The sequence below is a fragment of the Dyella sp. ASV21 genome (genome assembly GCF_016428975.1).
GTDB lineage: Bacteria > Pseudomonadota > Gammaproteobacteria > Xanthomonadales > Rhodanobacteraceae > Dyella.
Genome location: NZ_JAELTT010000002.1, coordinates 39,032 through 54,049 on the forward strand (window position 1 = coordinate 39,032; position 15,018 = coordinate 54,049).

Here is a 15,018-nt window from a genome sequence, read left to right on the forward strand (position 1 = left end):
GGATCGTCATGCGTGTGCTCCTATTGCTAGGGATAACCCTGTGGCTCGCTGGCTGCGCCAGCAGCGGCGATGTCATGCGTAACAAGCCGACGTTTCAGGCAAGTACGGTCAAGACCGATCGCCAGTACGCCGAATGTGTGCTGGCCCATTGGTCGCGAATCTCGCCTGCGGCGCGCATGATGGAAGTAGCTGATGGCTTTCAGATCATCGTGCCCAACGCGACCACCGAGGCGGAGGAGTGGCTGGTGGTGCGCAGTCGAGCGGATGGGGCGGAAGTGAGCCTGCACGAGCGCGTGGAGGTACTGGCCATGCGGGCCTATCGCGATAGCGCGAAGGCGTGTCTTTAACCGCCCATGGCACAACGGGCGGCTTGATCCAGGGTAGGTGTGGACTGGTAAGCGCGGCCCGCGTTGGATACGACGACACTTAACGCGTCTTCCGCGTGCCCGGTGCGACACAGTGTAAAGCTGACATTGCTGCCGCCCGCACTGCCGTCGGCCTGGTAGCGGACGCGGCGGCGGCCGGCGGTACTCAGGATGGTGATACGCGGCTGGCCGGGGCGAGTGAAGTGCGGTGTGCCTTCCAGTTGGTCGGCGTTGTCGCTGCGGTAGTGTCCCACCAGCCAGCCGCTCTCCCAATGCAATTCATCCGAGCAGCGTCGGCCATCTCGTGACGGGCAGAGCATGGCGCGTGATTGATGGATGACGGCGAGTGTTCGCGTGGCTTGCAAGGAGGCCATCAGGCCGGTTTGGGCCGTGTACAGGCGGTGGCGGTCCAGCAGCCGCGTCAGGGTAGGGGTGGCCAGGGTGGCCAGCAGCAGGCCCAAGCCCAGGGCTACGATGAACTCAAACAGCGTGAATCCGGCAGTGCGGTGCTTCCATTGCGAAGCCATGGCTCGTCCCATCTGCGCTGAGAAGGGGCAGGCTAGCCAAGCCCCGCGTGGCCTGGAGTCGTCGATGGGAGGGGCGATGGGTCATAGCCTGCTGACAGGCGCTGTCAGCAGGGGCGATTTAAAATGTCCCTTCGCGACCGCATGTAGCCGCCATGACTGACCGTTTCGAGCTCGTCTCCCCCTACAAGCCCTCCGGCGACCAGCCGGCCGCCATTCGTGCCCTGTGTGAAGGCTTCGAGGCCGGACTGGCCTCGCAAACCCTGCTCGGCGTGACCGGTTCGGGCAAGACCTTCACCATCGCCAATGTGATCGAGAAGGTGCAGCGGCCGACCATCGTGCTGGCACCCAACAAGACCCTGGCGGCGCAGCTGTACGGCGAGTTCAAGGAGTTCTTTCCGCACAACGCGGTGGAGTACTTCGTCAGCTACTACGACTACTACCAGCCGGAAGCCTATGTTGCTGCCTCCGATACCTATATCGAGAAGGACGCATCGATCAACGATCATATTGAGCAGATGCGTCTGGCGGCCACCAAGGCGCTGCTGTCGCGCAAGGACTCGTTGATCGTCGCCACGGTGTCGGCCATCTACGGCCTGGGCGATCCGGAGGACTATTTGTCCTTGCGCCTGATCCTGGCCAAGGGCGAGCACATCGATCAGCGCGCCCTGATTCGACAGCTGACCGAACTGCAATACACACGCAATGAGACGGAGCTTCGCCGCGGCACGTATCGCGTGCGTGGCGAGGTGATCGACGTGTTTCCGGCGGAATCGGAAACCGAGGCGTTGCGCATCGAGCTGTTCGATGGCGAGGTCGAGAACATGGCGTTGTTCGATCCGCTGACGGGCGAAACCCTGCGCAAGGTGCCGCGCTACACCGTGTATCCGCGTACTCACTACGCGAGTACGCGCGAAAGCGTGCTCAACGCCATCGAAACCATCAAGGAAGAGCTCAAAGAGCGGCTGGAGCAGCTGTACAAAGACAATAAGCTGGTCGAGGCCCAGCGCCTGGATCAACGCACGCGCTTCGATATCGAAATGATGGCCGAGGTGGGTTATTGCCAAGGCATCGAGAACTATTCGCGGCATCTCACGCGCCGCGCGCCCGGGGAGCCACCTCCGACGTTGTTCGACTACCTGCCGGCGGATGCCTTGCTGGTTGTGGACGAATCGCACGTAACGATTCCGCAGCTGGGCGCCATGTACAAAGGCGACCGCTCGCGCAAGGAAACGTTGGTGGAATTCGGCTTCCGCATGCCGTCGGCGATGGATAATCGACCGCTGCGCTTCGAGGAATGGGAGCAGCGCGCGCCGCGCTCCATCTTCGTATCGGCTACCCCGGCGAAGTACGAGTTGGAGAAGTCCGGTGATGCCATCGTCGAGCTGGTGGTGCGCCCCACTGGCTTGCTCGATCCGGAAGTGGAAGTGCGCCCCGTGCGTACCCAGGTGGACGATCTGCTGGGCGAGGTGCACAAACGCGTCGCGATGGGCGACCGCGTGCTGGTCACCACGCTGACCAAGCGCATGGCCGAAAACCTCACCGAGTATTTGAGCGAACACGGCGTCAAGGTGCGCTACCTGCATTCGGACATCGAAACGGTGGAGCGTGTGGAGATCATCCGCGACCTTCGCCTGGGCGAGTTCGATGTGTTGGTGGGCATCAACCTGCTGCGTGAGGGTCTGGACATGCCCGAGGTGTCGCTGGTGGCGATTCTGGATGCCGACAAGGAGGGCTTCCTGCGTTCCACCGGCTCGTTGATTCAGACCATCGGTCGTGCCGCGCGCAACCTGCGCGGCAAGGCCATCCTGTACGCCGACGTCATCACCCGTTCGATGCGAGCGGCCATGGACGAAACGGCGCGCCGCCGCGAGAAGCAGGAGCAATACAACCAGGACCACGGCATTACCCCGCAGTCGGTGGTGAGGCGCATCGCCGACATCATGGAAGGTGCGCGAAGCGAGGCGGGATCGCGTGGGCGCGGCCGGCGCGGTGAACGCCCGTCCGTCGTGGCGGAGAAGGCGGCCGATTACGCCGCGCTCAGCGCCGACCAGGCCGCCAACATGATCAAGAAGCTGGAGGCGCAGATGTACAGACACGCCGAGAACCTGGAGTTCGAGGAAGCGGCGCGCCTGCGCGACCAGATTCACCAGTTGCGGGAGCGGGCGCTGCGCTGAATGCCGGGGCTTTCGGGGACGGTTGTCGTCCGGCCTGGGCTCACGTATACTGCGCGGCTCGCACGGCATGCCGGGCGAGTTCCGGGCGGTTAGCTCAGCGGTAGAGCACTACCTTGACATGGTAGGGGTCACAAGTTCGATCCTTGTACCGCCCACCAATACCGATGAAACGGCGCGGCCCTCGGGGCCGCGCCGTTTCTTTTTGCGCTGAAGGAGCCCGTCGATGACCTATATGTGGATCAAGAGCCTCCATTTGCTATTCGTGATCGCCTGGATGGCCACGGTGTTCTACCTGCCGCGCATCCTGGTGAATGTGGTGGAGGCGGGTGACAATGCGGCGGTAAAGGCACGCCTGGTGTTGATGGGGCGCCGCTTGTACCGGTTCGGCCACAACATGTTCGGCTTGGCCTTTTTGCTTGGCCTGGCCTTGTGGCAAGGCTGGCGCGTATTTCCGGGCGTCCTGCCCCATTTTGGCGATGCGCATTGGCTGCATGCCAAGCTCGCGCTGGTGGCGTTGCTGCTCGCTTACTTTATCTGGACCGGTCGCCTGCTGAAGCGTAGTGAGCAGGGCGGCGCCCTGCCGTCGGGCAAGGCGTTGCGCATCATGAACGAGTTGCCGGTGTTCGTGCTGCTGGGCGTGATTTTCCTGGTGCTTGCCAAGCCGTTCTGAGTGACTCCTGCGCGGCTTACGCTTCGCGCGGGAAATACTCCCGATACCACGCCACGAAACGCGCCACGCCGTCCTCGATCGAGGTGCCGGGCGCGTAGCCCACATCCCGGCGTAGCGCGGATACATCGGCCCAGGTGTCGGGTACATCGCCCGGCTGCATCGGCAGCAGGTGCTTTTCTACGGTGCGGCCCAGGTGTTGTTCCATCAGTTCGATGAACCGCAGCAGCTGTACTGGTTGGTCGTTGCCGATGTTGTAGACCCGATAGGGCGCGCTGGAGGTGCCGGGGGTGGGCCTGAGTGCGTCATAGGCGGGGTCGGGCAGGGCGGGGTGATCCAGCGTGCGGATGACGCCCTCGACAATATCGTCGATGTACGTAAAGTCGCGGCTGTGGTTGCCATAGTTGAATACGTCGATGGCTTGGCCACGACTGATGCGGTCGGCGAACAGCATGGGCGACATGTCCGGCCGGCCCCAGGGCCCGTAGACGGTAAAAAAGCGCAGTCCTGTGGTGGGGAGCGCGTAGAGATGGCTGTAGGTATGCGCCATCAGCTCATTGGCCTTCTTGCTGGCCGCATACAAGCTCACCGGGTGATCGACGGCATCCGCGATGGCGAACGGCATTTTGCGGTTGGCGCCGTACACCGAGCTGGAGGAGGCATAGACCAGATGCTCCACCTTGCCGTGCCTGCAAGCCTCCAGGATGTTCACAAAGCCCACCAGGTTGCTCTGCACATACGCCTGGGGATTTTTCAGCGAATAGCGCACGCCCGCTTGGGCCGCCAGGTTCACCACGCGCTGCGGCAGGAAGTCGGCGAAGGCGCGCTGCACCGCTTGCGCATCGGCCAGATCCGCGCGCAGGTGCGTGTAAAGCGGATGAGTGGCAAAGCGCGCCAGGCGGGCTTCCTTCAGCGAGGGGTCGTAGTAATCGTTGTGGTTGTCGATGCCATAGACCTCGTCGCCGCGTGCCAGCAGGCGTTCGGCCAGGGCTGAGCCAATAAAGCCGGCGGTGCCGGTGACGAGTACGCGCATGGGAAGGCCTCCGAGGGAAGCCGCGCATTCTATCGCCGGGGCGCCGGGGCGGGCGCTGCAGGCTGAATTGACAGCGCCGGGTAGGCTAAACTAGCGTCTCCCGGGAACTTCATTGGAAGCAAGGTGGCTCGCGCTTACGCGCCGGTCGAGTGTGTGACATGGCAACTACCCATTTCCAACGTTGAACGACGCCACGCCTTGTGTGTCAGGAAGGGCGCGCGGCGCTCTTTTTTTATGATTTTTTCCGAAGTGCAGGGTTGTCACGATTTTCGCCATCCTTCCCGCCTGCGCGGGAAGGACGAGTAGGCGAAACCCTCGTTATTCGGAGTTCTCCAAGAGCAACGGAGCACGCCTCGTAGGGCGGCTCGAATCAGGTGCAGACATGATTGAAATTACGCTACCCGACGGCAGCAAACGCCCCTTTGAGCACCCGGTGACGGTGCAGGATGTAGCTGCCTCCATTGGCGCGGGCCTGGCCAAGGCCACACTGGCCGGCAAGGTCGACGGCAAGTTGGTGGACGCCAGCTTCCCCATCGATCACAACGCCCATCTGGAAATCGTCACCGAGAAGAGCCCGGAGGCGCTGGACATCCTGCGCCACTCCACCGCGCACTTGCTGGCGCAGGCCGTGCAGCGCCTGTATCCGGGCGCGCAGGTCACCATTGGTCCGGTGATCGACAATGGTTTCTTCTACGACTTCGCCTACGAGCGTCCTTTTACGCCGGACGACCTGGTCAAGATCGAAGAGGAAATGCACAAGATCGTGAAGGAAGGCCTGCCTGTAACGCGCAGCGTGAAGTCGCGCGACGAGGCGGTGAATTTCTTCCGCGGCATGGGCGAGGCCTACAAGGCGGAGATTATCGAGAGCATTCCTTCCAATGAGGAACTCTCGCTGTACTCGCAGGGCGAATTCACCGATCTCTGTCGTGGCCCGCACGTGCCCAATACGGGCAAGCTGCGCGCGTTCAAGCTGATGAAGGTCGCGGGTGCCTATTGGCGTGGCGACTCCAACAACGCCATGCTCACGCGCATCTATGGTACGGCGTGGTTGAACGACAAGGATCTCAAGGCCTACCTGCTTCAGTTGGAAGAGGCCGAGAAGCGCGATCACCGCAAGATCGGCAAAGCGCTGGATCTCTTCCATCAGCAGGAAGAAGGCCCCGGCATGGTGTTCTGGCATCCCAAGGGCTGGGCCATCTGGCAGCAGGTGGAGCAGTACATGCGCCGCGTGTACCGCAACAGCGGCTACCAGGAAGTGCGCTGCCCGCAGGTGCTGGACGTGTCGCTGTGGAAGAAGTCAGGCCACTGGGACAACTACCAGGAGAACATGTTCTTCACCGAGTCGGAGAAGCACACGTTTGCGCTCAAGCCCATGAACTGCCCGGGCCATGTGCAGATCTTCAATACCGACCTGCACAGTTACCGCGAACTGCCGATCCGCTACGGCGAGTTCGGCGCGTGCCATCGCAACGAGCCCTCGGGTGCGCTGCACGGCATCATGCGCGTGCGTGCCTTCACGCAGGACGATGGCCACATCTTCTGCACGGAAGAGCAGATCGAATCCGAGGTGACGGCGTTCCACCAGCAGGCCATGAAGGTCTATGGCGACTTCGGCTTCGAGGACATCGCACTCAAGATCGCCCTGCGCCCGGACAAGCGCATCGGTAGCGACGAGGTATGGGACCGCGCCGAGAACGCCTTGCGCGCGGCGCTGGGCGCGGCCGGCGTCGTCTGGGAGGAACTGCCGGGCGAGGGTGCCTTCTACGGCCCCAAGATCGAGTACCACATGAAGGACTCCATTGGCCGTGCCTGGCAGGTGGGTACCATGCAGGTGGACTTCATGATGCCCGAGCGCCTGGATGCCGAGTACGTGGACGAGCATTCACAGCGCCGTCACCCGGTGATGCTGCATCGTGCCATCGTGGGGTCCATGGAGCGCTTTATCGGCATCCTGATCGAGCATCACGCCGGTCTATTGCCGACTTGGCTGGCCCCCGTGCAGGCGGCTGTCTTCAGCATTACGGACGCCCAGGCCGATTATGTTCGCGAGGTGACGCAAACCCTTGTGGACAAAGGTTTCCGTGTGCAGGCCGATTTGCGCAATGAGAAGGTCGGCTATAAAATCCGAGAACATACGTTGCAGAAAGTCCCTTACCTGCTGGTGGTCGGTGATCGCGAGAAGGAATCCGGGGCGGTTTCTGTGCGTACCCGTTCTGGCGAAGATCTGGGCAGCATTCCGCTGGCCGCCTTCGTGGAACGTCTGGAAGCCGAGACCCGTCGCTAAGCGCGCGGGCCGGCATGATCAAGAACTCTTCTGGAGGATAGTGGTATCGCTACCACCGACACTAAGGGCAATCGCCGTAACCATGAGATTCGCGTACCGCGCGTCCGTGTCATCGGTCCCGATTCGGAACAGCTGGGCATTCTGAGTCGTGACGAAGCGCTAACTATGGCGCAAGAGGCCGGTCTGGACCTGGTCGAGATTCAGCCGAATGGCGACCCGCCGGTCTGCCGCATCATGGACTACGGCAAGTTCAAGTTCGAAGCCCAGAAGAAGGCGCAGGCCGCCAAAAAGAAGCAAAAGCAGGTTGAGATCAAGGAAGTGAAGTTCCGCCCGGTGACGGACGTGGGCGACTACCAGATCAAGCTGCGCAACATGCTTCGCTTCCTTGAGGAAGGCGACAAGGTCAAGGTCACCATCCGCTTCCGCGGTCGCGAAATGTCCCACCAGGACCTGGGCCAGAATCTGGCCAAGAAGATCCAGGAGGATGTGGGCGAGAACGGTGTGGTGGAGTCCTTCCCCCGCCTGGAAGGCCGTCAGATGGTCATGATGATCGGCCCCAAGAAGAAGTAAGTTTCTGGATAGTGGGAAAAAGCGGCCTTTGGGTCGCTTTTTTCTTTTTGTTCATAAGCTTGCGTCAGCCTCTGGATGGCGGTTGCCCGCCTTGCGATCGGCATCGAGGCCTGGGCTGCTGGCCTGGGGGCCTCGTCGCCGTATTCCCCTGGTCAGACAGCCGTCCCCGCCAGAGCCCTCATGCCTGCGAAAGCAGGGGTCCGGTGCTTGAGTCAGACCCTGGCGCCCGCGTGCCCCGGCCGAGAAAGGCCGACCCGGTCGTATCAGGCCCCAGCCATGTGCAGGCCCGTCCGGTGTTTCGCCTTGATGGGTATCTTGCGCTAGCAAAACCCTGATTTCCTCCGTATAATCGCCGGTTCGACCCACCAGGACGGGTCGTGCACCGATGCTGGCAGGACGGAAAGCGCAGCCGCCAGGTTGCCGCCAGATCAGTCAGAAACCGGGGTTTATCCCCATCAAGGAGCATTTCCATGCCCAAGATCAAGACCAACCGGGCGGCCGCGAAGCGTTTTCGCAAGACCGCTTCGGGCAAGTTCAAGGCCGGTCACGCCTTCAAGTCGCACATCCTGACCAAGAAGTCGACCAAGCGTAAGCGCGGTCTGCGTGCGACCAACCACGTCAAGGCATGCGACACCAAGGGTGTAGCACGCATGTTGCCGTATCTCTAAGGCGGAGGACTGAACCATGGCTCGTGTTAAGCGTGGCGTTACCGCCCGTCGTCGTCACAAAAAGATCATTGGCCGCGCGAAGGGCTACTACAACGCCCGTCGCAAGGTCTTCCGCGTTGCTAACCAGGCTGTCATCAAGGCCGGTCAGTACGCCTACATCGGCCGCAAGCAGCGCAAGCGCCAGTTCCGCGCGCTGTGGATCGTGCGTATCAACGCCGCTGCCCGTCAGTTCGGTCTGTCGTACAGCCGCCTGATCAACGGTCTGGCCAAGGCCGGCATCACGGTCGACCGCAAGGTGCTGGCGGACATCGCCGTGCACGACATCAAGGCGTTTGGCGCAATCGCTGAAAAGGCGAAGGCCAGTCTGGCAGCGTAATTTGTACGCTCATCCTTGATCGCGAAGATCAAGAAGCGGCCATTGATGGCCGCACTCTTCAAGGGATGCGCGTAACGCTTGCGGGGAGGAGGCCTAAAGCCTCCTCCCCGTTTTTGTTTCTGACCTTTTCACCGGAATCGCATCGATGGACGATCTGGATAGCCGCGCCGCGCAAGCGCTGGCGGAAATCGACACGGCTGACACGCTGGAGGCGCTCGACGCGCTTCGCGTGGGCTTGCTGGGCAAAAGCGGCATCGTCACTACCGCGCTGAAGGCCCTGGGTGCGCTGTCGCCCGACGAGCGCAAGGCGCGCGGCGCCGAGGTCAATCGCGTCAAGGATCGCCTCGCCGACGCACTTGCCGCACGCAAGCAGGTGCTGGAGCAGGCGGAGCTGGATCGTCGCCTGGCCTCGGAAACCATCGACATCTCCTTGCCGGGTCGCCATGGCGAGCGCGGCGGCATCCATCCGATCACGCGTACGTTGGAGCGCATCACCGCGATCTTCTCTCGACTGGGTTACCAGCGCGCGGACGGTCCGGAGATCGAAGACGACTGGCACAACTTCGAGGCGCTGAACTTCCCGCCGCATCACCCGGCGCGCGCCATGCACGACACCTTCTATTTCGGCGATGGCCGCCTGCTGCGCACACATACCTCGCCGGTGCAGGTTCGCTCGATGCAGGGGCGTCAGCCGCCCATCCGCATCATTGCGCCGGGCAAGGTCTATCGCAGCGATTCGGACCAGACCCATTCGCCGATGTTCCACCAGATCGAAGGCCTGCTGGTCGACGAAACCTCCAGCTTTGCCGACTTGAAGGGCACGCTGGCCGAGTTCATCCGTGCCTTCTTCGAGCGTGATTTCGAGATGCGCTTCCGTCCCAGCTATTTCCCCTTCACCGAGCCATCGGCCGAAGTGGACATCCGCTGGGATGCCGAGGACGGCAGCACGCGTTGGCTTGAGGTGCTGGGCTGCGGCATGGTGCATCCCAACGTGCTGAAGAACTGCGGCATCGACCCGGAACGCTACACCGGTTTCGCGTTCGGCCTGGGCGTGGAGCGCTTTGCCATGTTGCGCTATGGCGTCTCCGATCTGCGCGCGTTCTTTGAGAACGATCTGCGCTTCCTCAAGCAGTTCGCCTAAATCGCAGCAGGAATCGATACGCATGAAATTCTCCGAGAACTGGCTGCGCGAACTGGTGGAGATCCAGGCCGACCGCGCGGCATTGGCTCACGCCCTAACGATGGCTGGCCTGGAAGTAGAAGAGCTCACACCGCTGGGCGAAGGCTTGGATGGTGTGGTCGTTGCCGAGATCATCGGCGCCGTAAAGCACCCCGAAGCGGACCGCCTGCAGGTGTGCACGGTGAACGCCGGTCTGGGCGAGCCATTGCAGATTGTCTGCGGTGCGCCCAACGCGCGCGTTGGCATCAAAATTCCGCTCGCCAAGGTAGGTGCCAGCCTTCCTGGCGGCATCAACATCAAGGCGGCCAAGCTGCGCGGCGTGGAGTCGTTCGGCATGCTGTGCTCGGCCAAGGAGCTGGGCATCGACAATGACGCCTCCGGCTTGCTGGAGCTGCCGCTGGATGCGCCCGTGGGCACGCCGCTGGCGACCTACCTCGGCCTCCCCGATGCGAGCTTCGAACTCAAGCTCACCCCCAACCGCCCCGACTGCCTGGGCCTGGTTGGCCTGGCGCATGATGTGGCAGCGCTGTTCGGCAGCCGTGTGAAGACGGGCGAGCAAGCGCCGGCACCCGTAAGCAGCGACGCGCGCCGTGGCATTCGCCTGGAGGCGGGGGCCGATGCGCCGCGCTACCTGGGCCGCGTGATCGAGGGTCTCGATGCCAAGGCCCGCACGCCGCTGTGGCTGGCCGAACGTCTGCGCCGCGCCGGGCTGCGCCCGATCAGTGCCGTGGTGGATGTCACCAACTACGTCATGCTCGAACTGGGTCAGCCGCTGCACGCGTTCGACAACGACAAGCTGCACGGCGACATCGTTGTGCGACATGCGCGCGAAGGCGAAACCCTCACATTGCTGGACGGTTCCGAAGCCAGGCTCGGCAGTGGCTTCCTGCTCATTGCCGATGAGCAGAGCGCCTTGGCGGTGGCGGGTGTCATGGGCGGCTTCGATTCGCGCGTCACCGACGATACGCGGAACGTCTTCCTGGAGTCGGCGCACTTTGCCCCGGCGGCCATCATGGGACGTGCGCGCAAGCTGGGCATGCACACCGATGCCTCGCATCGTTTCGAGCGCGGCGTCGACCCCGCGCTGCCGCAGCGCGCGCTGGAGCGCGCCACCGAACTACTACTGTCCATCGCCGGCGGCAAGGCCGGGCCGGTGCTCAGGGCGGAGAATCTCGCCGATCTGCCCAGGCCCGCTACCTTGCTGCTGCGTCGGGCGCGGCTCCAGCGCGTGCTGGGTATTGAGGTGGCCGACGCCGAGGTTGCCCGCATCTTTACCGCGCTGGGCATGCAGGTGACCGCGCAGGCCGACGGCTGGCAGGTCACCGCCCCGAGCAGTCGCTTCGACATCGAGCGCGAGGAAGACCTGATCGAAGAAGTGGCCCGTATTCACGGCTACGACAATATTCCCACCTCCACGCCGACCGGCGCGCTGACCCTGGCCATTGAGCCGGAAGGTCGCCTCAACGAGTTGGCGGTGCGAGAGCAATGGGCAGCGCGGGGCTACTACGAAGCGGTCAATCTGGCCTTCGTGAGCCAGGAGTTGCTGCAGCGCTGGGGCTTTCTGCAAGACCTGGTGGCTTTGGCCAACCCGTTGTCGGCGGATCTTGCGGTGATGCGCCCCTCCCTGCTGCCGGGCTTGATCCAGGCCCTATCGCACAATCGTGCCCGCCAGCAGGAGCGTGTGCGCCTGTTTGAGCTGGGTCGCACGTTCCGTATCGAGGCCGAGGCGGTCGCCCGCAAAGACGCGCCGACCGAAACCCCGACCCTGGCCGTGGTGGCTTGTGGCACGGCCCATGCCGAGCAGTGGGGCGAAGCCGCCCGCACCCTGGATTTCCATGACCTCAAGGGTGATCTCGATGCCCTGATCGCCTGGGGCGGCGAGCCGGAGCGTTGGGCGGTGCACGCCGATGGCCTGCCCGCCTGGCTGCATCCGGGCCGAGGCGCTCGCGTTACCCGCGATGGCGTGACGGTGGGGCATCTGGGCGCACTGCATCCGCAGCTGGCCAAGCGGCTGGACCTGGGGGCCGACGTACATGTGCTGGAGCTTGCGTTGGAGCCGGTGCTGGGCCGTCGCCTGCCCAAGGCCACGGCCGTGCCGCGCTTCCCCTCGGTGCGCCGGGACATTGCCATGGACCTGCCCGAGGGCGTCAGCTGGTCACAAATTGAGCAGGTGGTCCGCGCCACCGTGGGTGCGGCGCTCCAAGAGCTGCGCTTGTTTGACCGTTACAGCGGAAAAGGGGTCGAAGCGGGCCGAAAGAGTCTCGCTATGGGCTTGATATTACAGGACGCTTCACGCACGCTTACCGACGACGACGCGGACCGTTATATACGTGAAGCGGTTGCAGCGTTGGAGGTGACATGCATGGCAAAGTTGAGAGGATGAAATGGCGCTGACCAAGGCGGAGATGGCAGAGCGCCTTTTCCTCGAAGTGGGTCTCAATAAGCGTGAGGCCAAAGAATTCGTGGATGCCTATTTCGAAGTCGTCCGCGAAGCATTGGAAAAAGGTGAACAGGTGAAGTTGTCGGGTTTCGGCAACTTTGATCTGCGGCAGAAAAACCAGCGACCGGGGCGCAACCCCAAGACGGGTGAGGAAATCCCTATTTCCGCCCGCCGAGTGGTGACGTTCCGACCGGGACAGAAACTCAAGGTGAGAGTCGAGGGCTATGCTGGACCAAGGGAATAACACCGAGCTCCTCGCCATTCCGGCGAAGCGTTACTTCACCATTGGTGAGGTCAGTGAACTGTGTGGCGTGAAGCCGCATGTACTGCGCTACTGGGAGCAGGAATTTCCTGCCCTTAATCCCGTCAAGCGCCGCGGAAACCGTCGCTATTATCAGCGCCATGATGTGCTGATGATTCGTCAGATCCGCGGCCTGTTGTACGACGAAGGCTTCACCATCACCGGCGCGCGTGCGCGTCTGGAAGGCCCGCAGGCCCGGATGGAGTCGAGCATTTCCCACCAGATCGTGCGTCAGGTGCGCATGGAGCTGGAGGAAGTACTGGCGCTGCTGCGCCGCTGACGTCTTTCGTTTTTTTTCTTCCGGTGTGACCAGTGAAGCTGGTACACTCAGCGACTTGCCGTATCGTCGGGGCGTAGCGCAGCCTGGTAGCGCATCTGCCTGGGGGGCAGAGGGTCGTGGGTTCGAATCCCGCCGTCCCGACCAATTCGGCAACAGACGAAATAAAACGGCGCCTATGGCGCCGTTTTGCTTTTAGGGGTGCGAGACATCGGAAGCCTGCTCCTGGAGGGGAGGCGGGTGGATGGCGGGGCATGAGTTTGGCGGATCGTCGCCAGGGTCGGCTCCCCATGAATCACAGTCGCATGCGCCGTGAATGCGTCATGCTTGGCCGATTGCCGTTGCCCTAGGTTCTTCGCATCGTGAATGTTCCGATGCGTTATGGCGCCCGCTGGATGGACTCCTGGTCGCTACGTGAAATAGAAGGAGCGTCTGCCGCGTTTGGAGCGCATGCGGTCACGCTCGTTGCGTGCAAGTTTGCCCATGAGTCCACCTGTTTCATTCAACGATGATCCTGTCTGGCGAGAGCTGTTGCGCCGGCTCGCCGCGACAGAAGCGGCTGCCCCGGCTGAGTTGTCAGCTGTCATGCGCACCGCACGCCGACTGTTCAAAGTTGCCGCGTGTGGGCTTTTCGCGGCCAACGATCCCCATTCGCGCTACGGCGAACTGACCAACGCCGACATCGTTGTCGACGGCTCATGCCCGCGGTTTCCCGGTGGATTCTTCGCCAAGCACGCAGTGCGCGGCGGCGATGGCCGCGTGCTCGCCTGGCTGTGCCTGGTCGATCCGCACCCGCGGGCCTTTGATGAAACCGACCTGGCATCCTTGGCGGATCTTGCCGCTCTGGCGCAGATGTACCTGTGTCAGCCGGCGCAGCGCGCGTCGCGCGACGAGCCGAACCGGCACGAATACATCCTGCAAAACGTGCTGGCCGGCTTTGCGGAAGTCGATGAACGAGGACGCATCGTCGCGTGGAATCACTCGGCACAGCGGATCTTCGGCTGGTCGGCCGAAGAGGCGATCGGGCGCGACCCCTTCGATTTGATCGTGCCGGCGCTACGACGACAACGCTATGCTCGCGCGCTCGCGCCATTGCTGGCGGGCGCTGGCGAGCGCCTGTGCGGGCGCCGCATGGTGATCATGGGCATGCGGCGCGGCGGCGAATCGTTCCCGCTGGAGATCATTCTCAATACCAGCCGCCTGGACGAACGCATCATCGTGCATGCCTTCATGCACGATGTCGGCCGCCGCAAGGCGGACGAGCGCGCCTTGCGCGAAATGGCCTCGCGCTTGCGCACCATCACCGACAACCTGCCCGCCATGGTGGCCTATCTGGACCGCGATCTTCGCTATCGCTTTCACAACCGCGCCTACCACGATTGGTTCGGAGTGGCTGAGGATGGTCTTATCGGTGTCGATGCGCGCATCTTTTGGGGCGCCAGCACGTACGCGCAGCTACGGCCGGTGCTCACCGATGTCTTGCAGGGTCGGCGTGGCACGGTGGAGTACCAGTTGCACGGCAAGCAGGGGCCAATGTGGTTCTATGCCAATCTCGTGCCGGAAGTGCGGCCCAACGGCAAGGTGGCCGGTTTCTACCTCCTTGCGCAGGATGTGAGCGAACGCAAGCGCCGATTCCAGCAGGTGGAGCACGACGCCACGCACGATGCACTGACCGGCCTGCCCAATCGCCGTGCCTTGATGCAGCGAATGAATCAGGCCATGGCGCGCGCGCGCGAAAGCGGTGACGCACTGGTGCTGCTGTTCATGGACCTGGACGGCTTCAAGCGCATGAACGACACGCTGGGCCATGAGTTCGGCGATGAGGTGCTGCGCCTGTTCGCGGCCCAGGTGTCGTCGGCGGTGCGCGATAGCGATTTCCTGGGGCGCCTCGCAGGCGACGAATTCGTGTTGTTGATCGAGGGTATTCACCAGGCGCATGCCGACGTGGCGCAGATTGCGCAATCGGTACTGGAGCGCGTGTGTCGGGAGCAGGAAGTACTCAACGTGGTCGTGGAGTTATCCACCAGCATTGGCGCGGCCATTCATAGCGGCGAAGACGAAGAGACCGCACAGGAGTGGCTGGCGCGGGCCGATACGGCAATGTATCGGGCCAAGGCCAAGGGTCGCAGCGGCTGGTCGTTCTGATAACGCGCGGC

14 protein-coding genes and 2 tRNA genes are annotated in these 15,018 nt (G+C 62.9%); 14 read left to right on the plus strand and 2 right to left on the minus strand.

The features are described 5' to 3' along the window. Nucleotides 1-8 precede the first annotated feature (8 nt). A complete protein-coding gene (locus tag JHD67_RS01030) occupies nucleotides 9-347 on the plus strand; it encodes a hypothetical protein (RefSeq protein ID WP_199096446.1) in 339 nt (112 codons plus the stop codon). Here the strand turns inward: JHD67_RS01030 and JHD67_RS01035 are convergent. Then, complete coding sequence (locus tag JHD67_RS01035) at nucleotides 344-892, minus strand: GspH/FimT family pseudopilin (protein ID WP_199096448.1); 549 nt, start codon at nucleotides 890-892, stop codon at nucleotides 344-346. The genes JHD67_RS01030 and JHD67_RS01035 overlap by 4 nt on opposite strands. Nucleotides 893-1,044: 152 nt before the next feature. Between JHD67_RS01035 and uvrB the strand changes: the two genes are divergently transcribed. The 3 genes from uvrB (at nucleotide 1,045) to JHD67_RS01050 (ending at nucleotide 3,736) form a co-directional block, all read left to right on the plus strand. Continuing rightward, the gene (gene uvrB / locus JHD67_RS01040) at nucleotides 1,045-3,066 is read left to right on the plus strand and encodes an excinuclease ABC subunit UvrB (protein WP_199096451.1); all 2,022 of its coding nucleotides are present in this window, start codon (nucleotides 1,045-1,047) and stop codon (nucleotides 3,064-3,066) included. 83 nt (nucleotides 3,067-3,149) lie between these two features. Continuing rightward, nucleotides 3,150-3,224, plus strand: a tRNA-Val gene (locus JHD67_RS01045). Nucleotides 3,225-3,289: 65 nt separating this feature from the next. Next, nucleotides 3,290-3,736: a CopD family protein gene (locus tag JHD67_RS01050; RefSeq protein ID WP_199096453.1), complete on the plus strand. Its 447-nt coding sequence runs from the start codon at nucleotides 3,290-3,292 to the stop codon at nucleotides 3,734-3,736. A gap of 16 nt (nucleotides 3,737-3,752) precedes the next feature. On the opposite strand, the gene JHD67_RS01055 is transcribed toward JHD67_RS01050, so the two are convergent. Continuing rightward, the gene (locus JHD67_RS01055) at nucleotides 3,753-4,766 is read right to left on the minus strand and encodes an NAD-dependent epimerase (RefSeq protein ID WP_199096455.1); all 1,014 of its coding nucleotides are present in this window, start codon (nucleotides 4,764-4,766) and stop codon (nucleotides 3,753-3,755) included. 382 nt (nucleotides 4,767-5,148) lie between these two features. On the opposite strand from JHD67_RS01055, the gene thrS reads away from it, so the two are divergent. From thrS to JHD67_RS01105, 10 genes are all read left to right on the plus strand, one after another. Then, nucleotides 5,149-7,050, plus strand: coding sequence for a threonine--tRNA ligase (gene thrS / locus JHD67_RS01060; RefSeq protein ID WP_199096457.1), 1,902 nt, complete (start codon nucleotides 5,149-5,151; stop codon nucleotides 7,048-7,050). Nucleotides 7,051-7,095: 45 nt separating this feature from the next. Beyond that, on the plus strand, nucleotides 7,096-7,620 hold the full coding sequence (gene infC, locus JHD67_RS01065) for a translation initiation factor IF-3 (protein WP_343214280.1): 525 nt from the start codon (nucleotides 7,096-7,098) through the stop codon (nucleotides 7,618-7,620). Between the two features lie 470 nt (nucleotides 7,621-8,090). Next, nucleotides 8,091-8,288: a 50S ribosomal protein L35 gene (gene rpmI, locus JHD67_RS01070; protein WP_038615747.1), complete on the plus strand. Its 198-nt coding sequence runs from the start codon at nucleotides 8,091-8,093 to the stop codon at nucleotides 8,286-8,288. 16 nt (nucleotides 8,289-8,304) lie between these two features. Next, nucleotides 8,305-8,664, plus strand: coding sequence for a 50S ribosomal protein L20 (gene rplT / locus JHD67_RS01075; RefSeq protein ID WP_017463630.1), 360 nt, complete (start codon nucleotides 8,305-8,307; stop codon nucleotides 8,662-8,664). A 145-nt stretch (nucleotides 8,665-8,809) separates the two neighbouring features. Beyond that, nucleotides 8,810-9,805: a phenylalanine--tRNA ligase subunit alpha gene (pheS, locus tag JHD67_RS01080; RefSeq protein ID WP_199096459.1), complete on the plus strand. Its 996-nt coding sequence runs from the start codon at nucleotides 8,810-8,812 to the stop codon at nucleotides 9,803-9,805. Between the two features lie 22 nt (nucleotides 9,806-9,827). Beyond that, the gene (gene pheT / locus JHD67_RS01085) at nucleotides 9,828-12,227 is read left to right on the plus strand and encodes a phenylalanine--tRNA ligase subunit beta (RefSeq protein WP_199096461.1); all 2,400 of its coding nucleotides are present in this window, start codon (nucleotides 9,828-9,830) and stop codon (nucleotides 12,225-12,227) included. A 1-nt stretch (nucleotide 12,228) separates the two neighbouring features. Further along, nucleotides 12,229-12,528 carry an integration host factor subunit alpha gene (gene ihfA / locus JHD67_RS01090; protein ID WP_019467382.1) on the plus strand — a complete coding sequence of 100 codons (300 nt, stop codon included), beginning with the start codon at nucleotides 12,229-12,231 and terminating at the stop codon, nucleotides 12,526-12,528. After that, nucleotides 12,509-12,865, plus strand: a complete 357-nt coding sequence (locus JHD67_RS01095; protein ID WP_199096462.1) for a MerR family transcriptional regulator — start codon at nucleotides 12,509-12,511, stop codon at nucleotides 12,863-12,865. Before ihfA ends, JHD67_RS01095 begins: the two co-directional genes overlap by 20 nt. Nucleotides 12,866-12,932: 67 nt before the next feature. Beyond that, nucleotides 12,933-13,009 (plus strand) — tRNA-Pro (locus JHD67_RS01100). A gap of 336 nt (nucleotides 13,010-13,345) precedes the next feature. Further along, nucleotides 13,346-15,007: a diguanylate cyclase gene (locus JHD67_RS01105; protein WP_199096469.1), complete on the plus strand. Its 1,662-nt coding sequence runs from the start codon at nucleotides 13,346-13,348 to the stop codon at nucleotides 15,005-15,007. The last annotated feature ends 11 nt before the right edge of the window (nucleotides 15,008-15,018 follow it).

Coding starts and splice junctions, on each gene's coding strand:
- JHD67_RS01030 (WP_199096446.1), top strand. CDS start 9: ATGCGTGTGCTCCTATTGCTAGGGATAACCCTGTGGCTCGCTGGCTGC.
- JHD67_RS01035 (WP_199096448.1), bottom strand. CDS start 892: ATGGCTTCGCAATGGAAGCACCGCACTGCCGGATTCACGCTGTTTGAG.
- uvrB (WP_199096451.1), top strand. CDS start 1,045: ATGACTGACCGTTTCGAGCTCGTCTCCCCCTACAAGCCCTCCGGCGAC.
- JHD67_RS01050 (WP_199096453.1), top strand. CDS start 3,290: ATGACCTATATGTGGATCAAGAGCCTCCATTTGCTATTCGTGATCGCC.
- JHD67_RS01055 (WP_199096455.1), bottom strand. CDS start 4,766: ATGCGCGTACTCGTCACCGGCACCGCCGGCTTTATTGGCTCAGCCCTG.
- thrS (WP_199096457.1), top strand. CDS start 5,149: ATGATTGAAATTACGCTACCCGACGGCAGCAAACGCCCCTTTGAGCAC.
- rpmI (WP_038615747.1), top strand. CDS start 8,091: ATGCCCAAGATCAAGACCAACCGGGCGGCCGCGAAGCGTTTTCGCAAG.
- rplT (WP_017463630.1), top strand. CDS start 8,305: ATGGCTCGTGTTAAGCGTGGCGTTACCGCCCGTCGTCGTCACAAAAAG.
- pheS (WP_199096459.1), top strand. CDS start 8,810: ATGGACGATCTGGATAGCCGCGCCGCGCAAGCGCTGGCGGAAATCGAC.
- pheT (WP_199096461.1), top strand. CDS start 9,828: ATGAAATTCTCCGAGAACTGGCTGCGCGAACTGGTGGAGATCCAGGCC.
- ihfA (WP_019467382.1), top strand. CDS start 12,229: ATGGCGCTGACCAAGGCGGAGATGGCAGAGCGCCTTTTCCTCGAAGTG.
- JHD67_RS01095 (WP_199096462.1), top strand. CDS start 12,509: ATGCTGGACCAAGGGAATAACACCGAGCTCCTCGCCATTCCGGCGAAG.
- JHD67_RS01105 (WP_199096469.1), top strand. CDS start 13,346: ATGAGTCCACCTGTTTCATTCAACGATGATCCTGTCTGGCGAGAGCTG.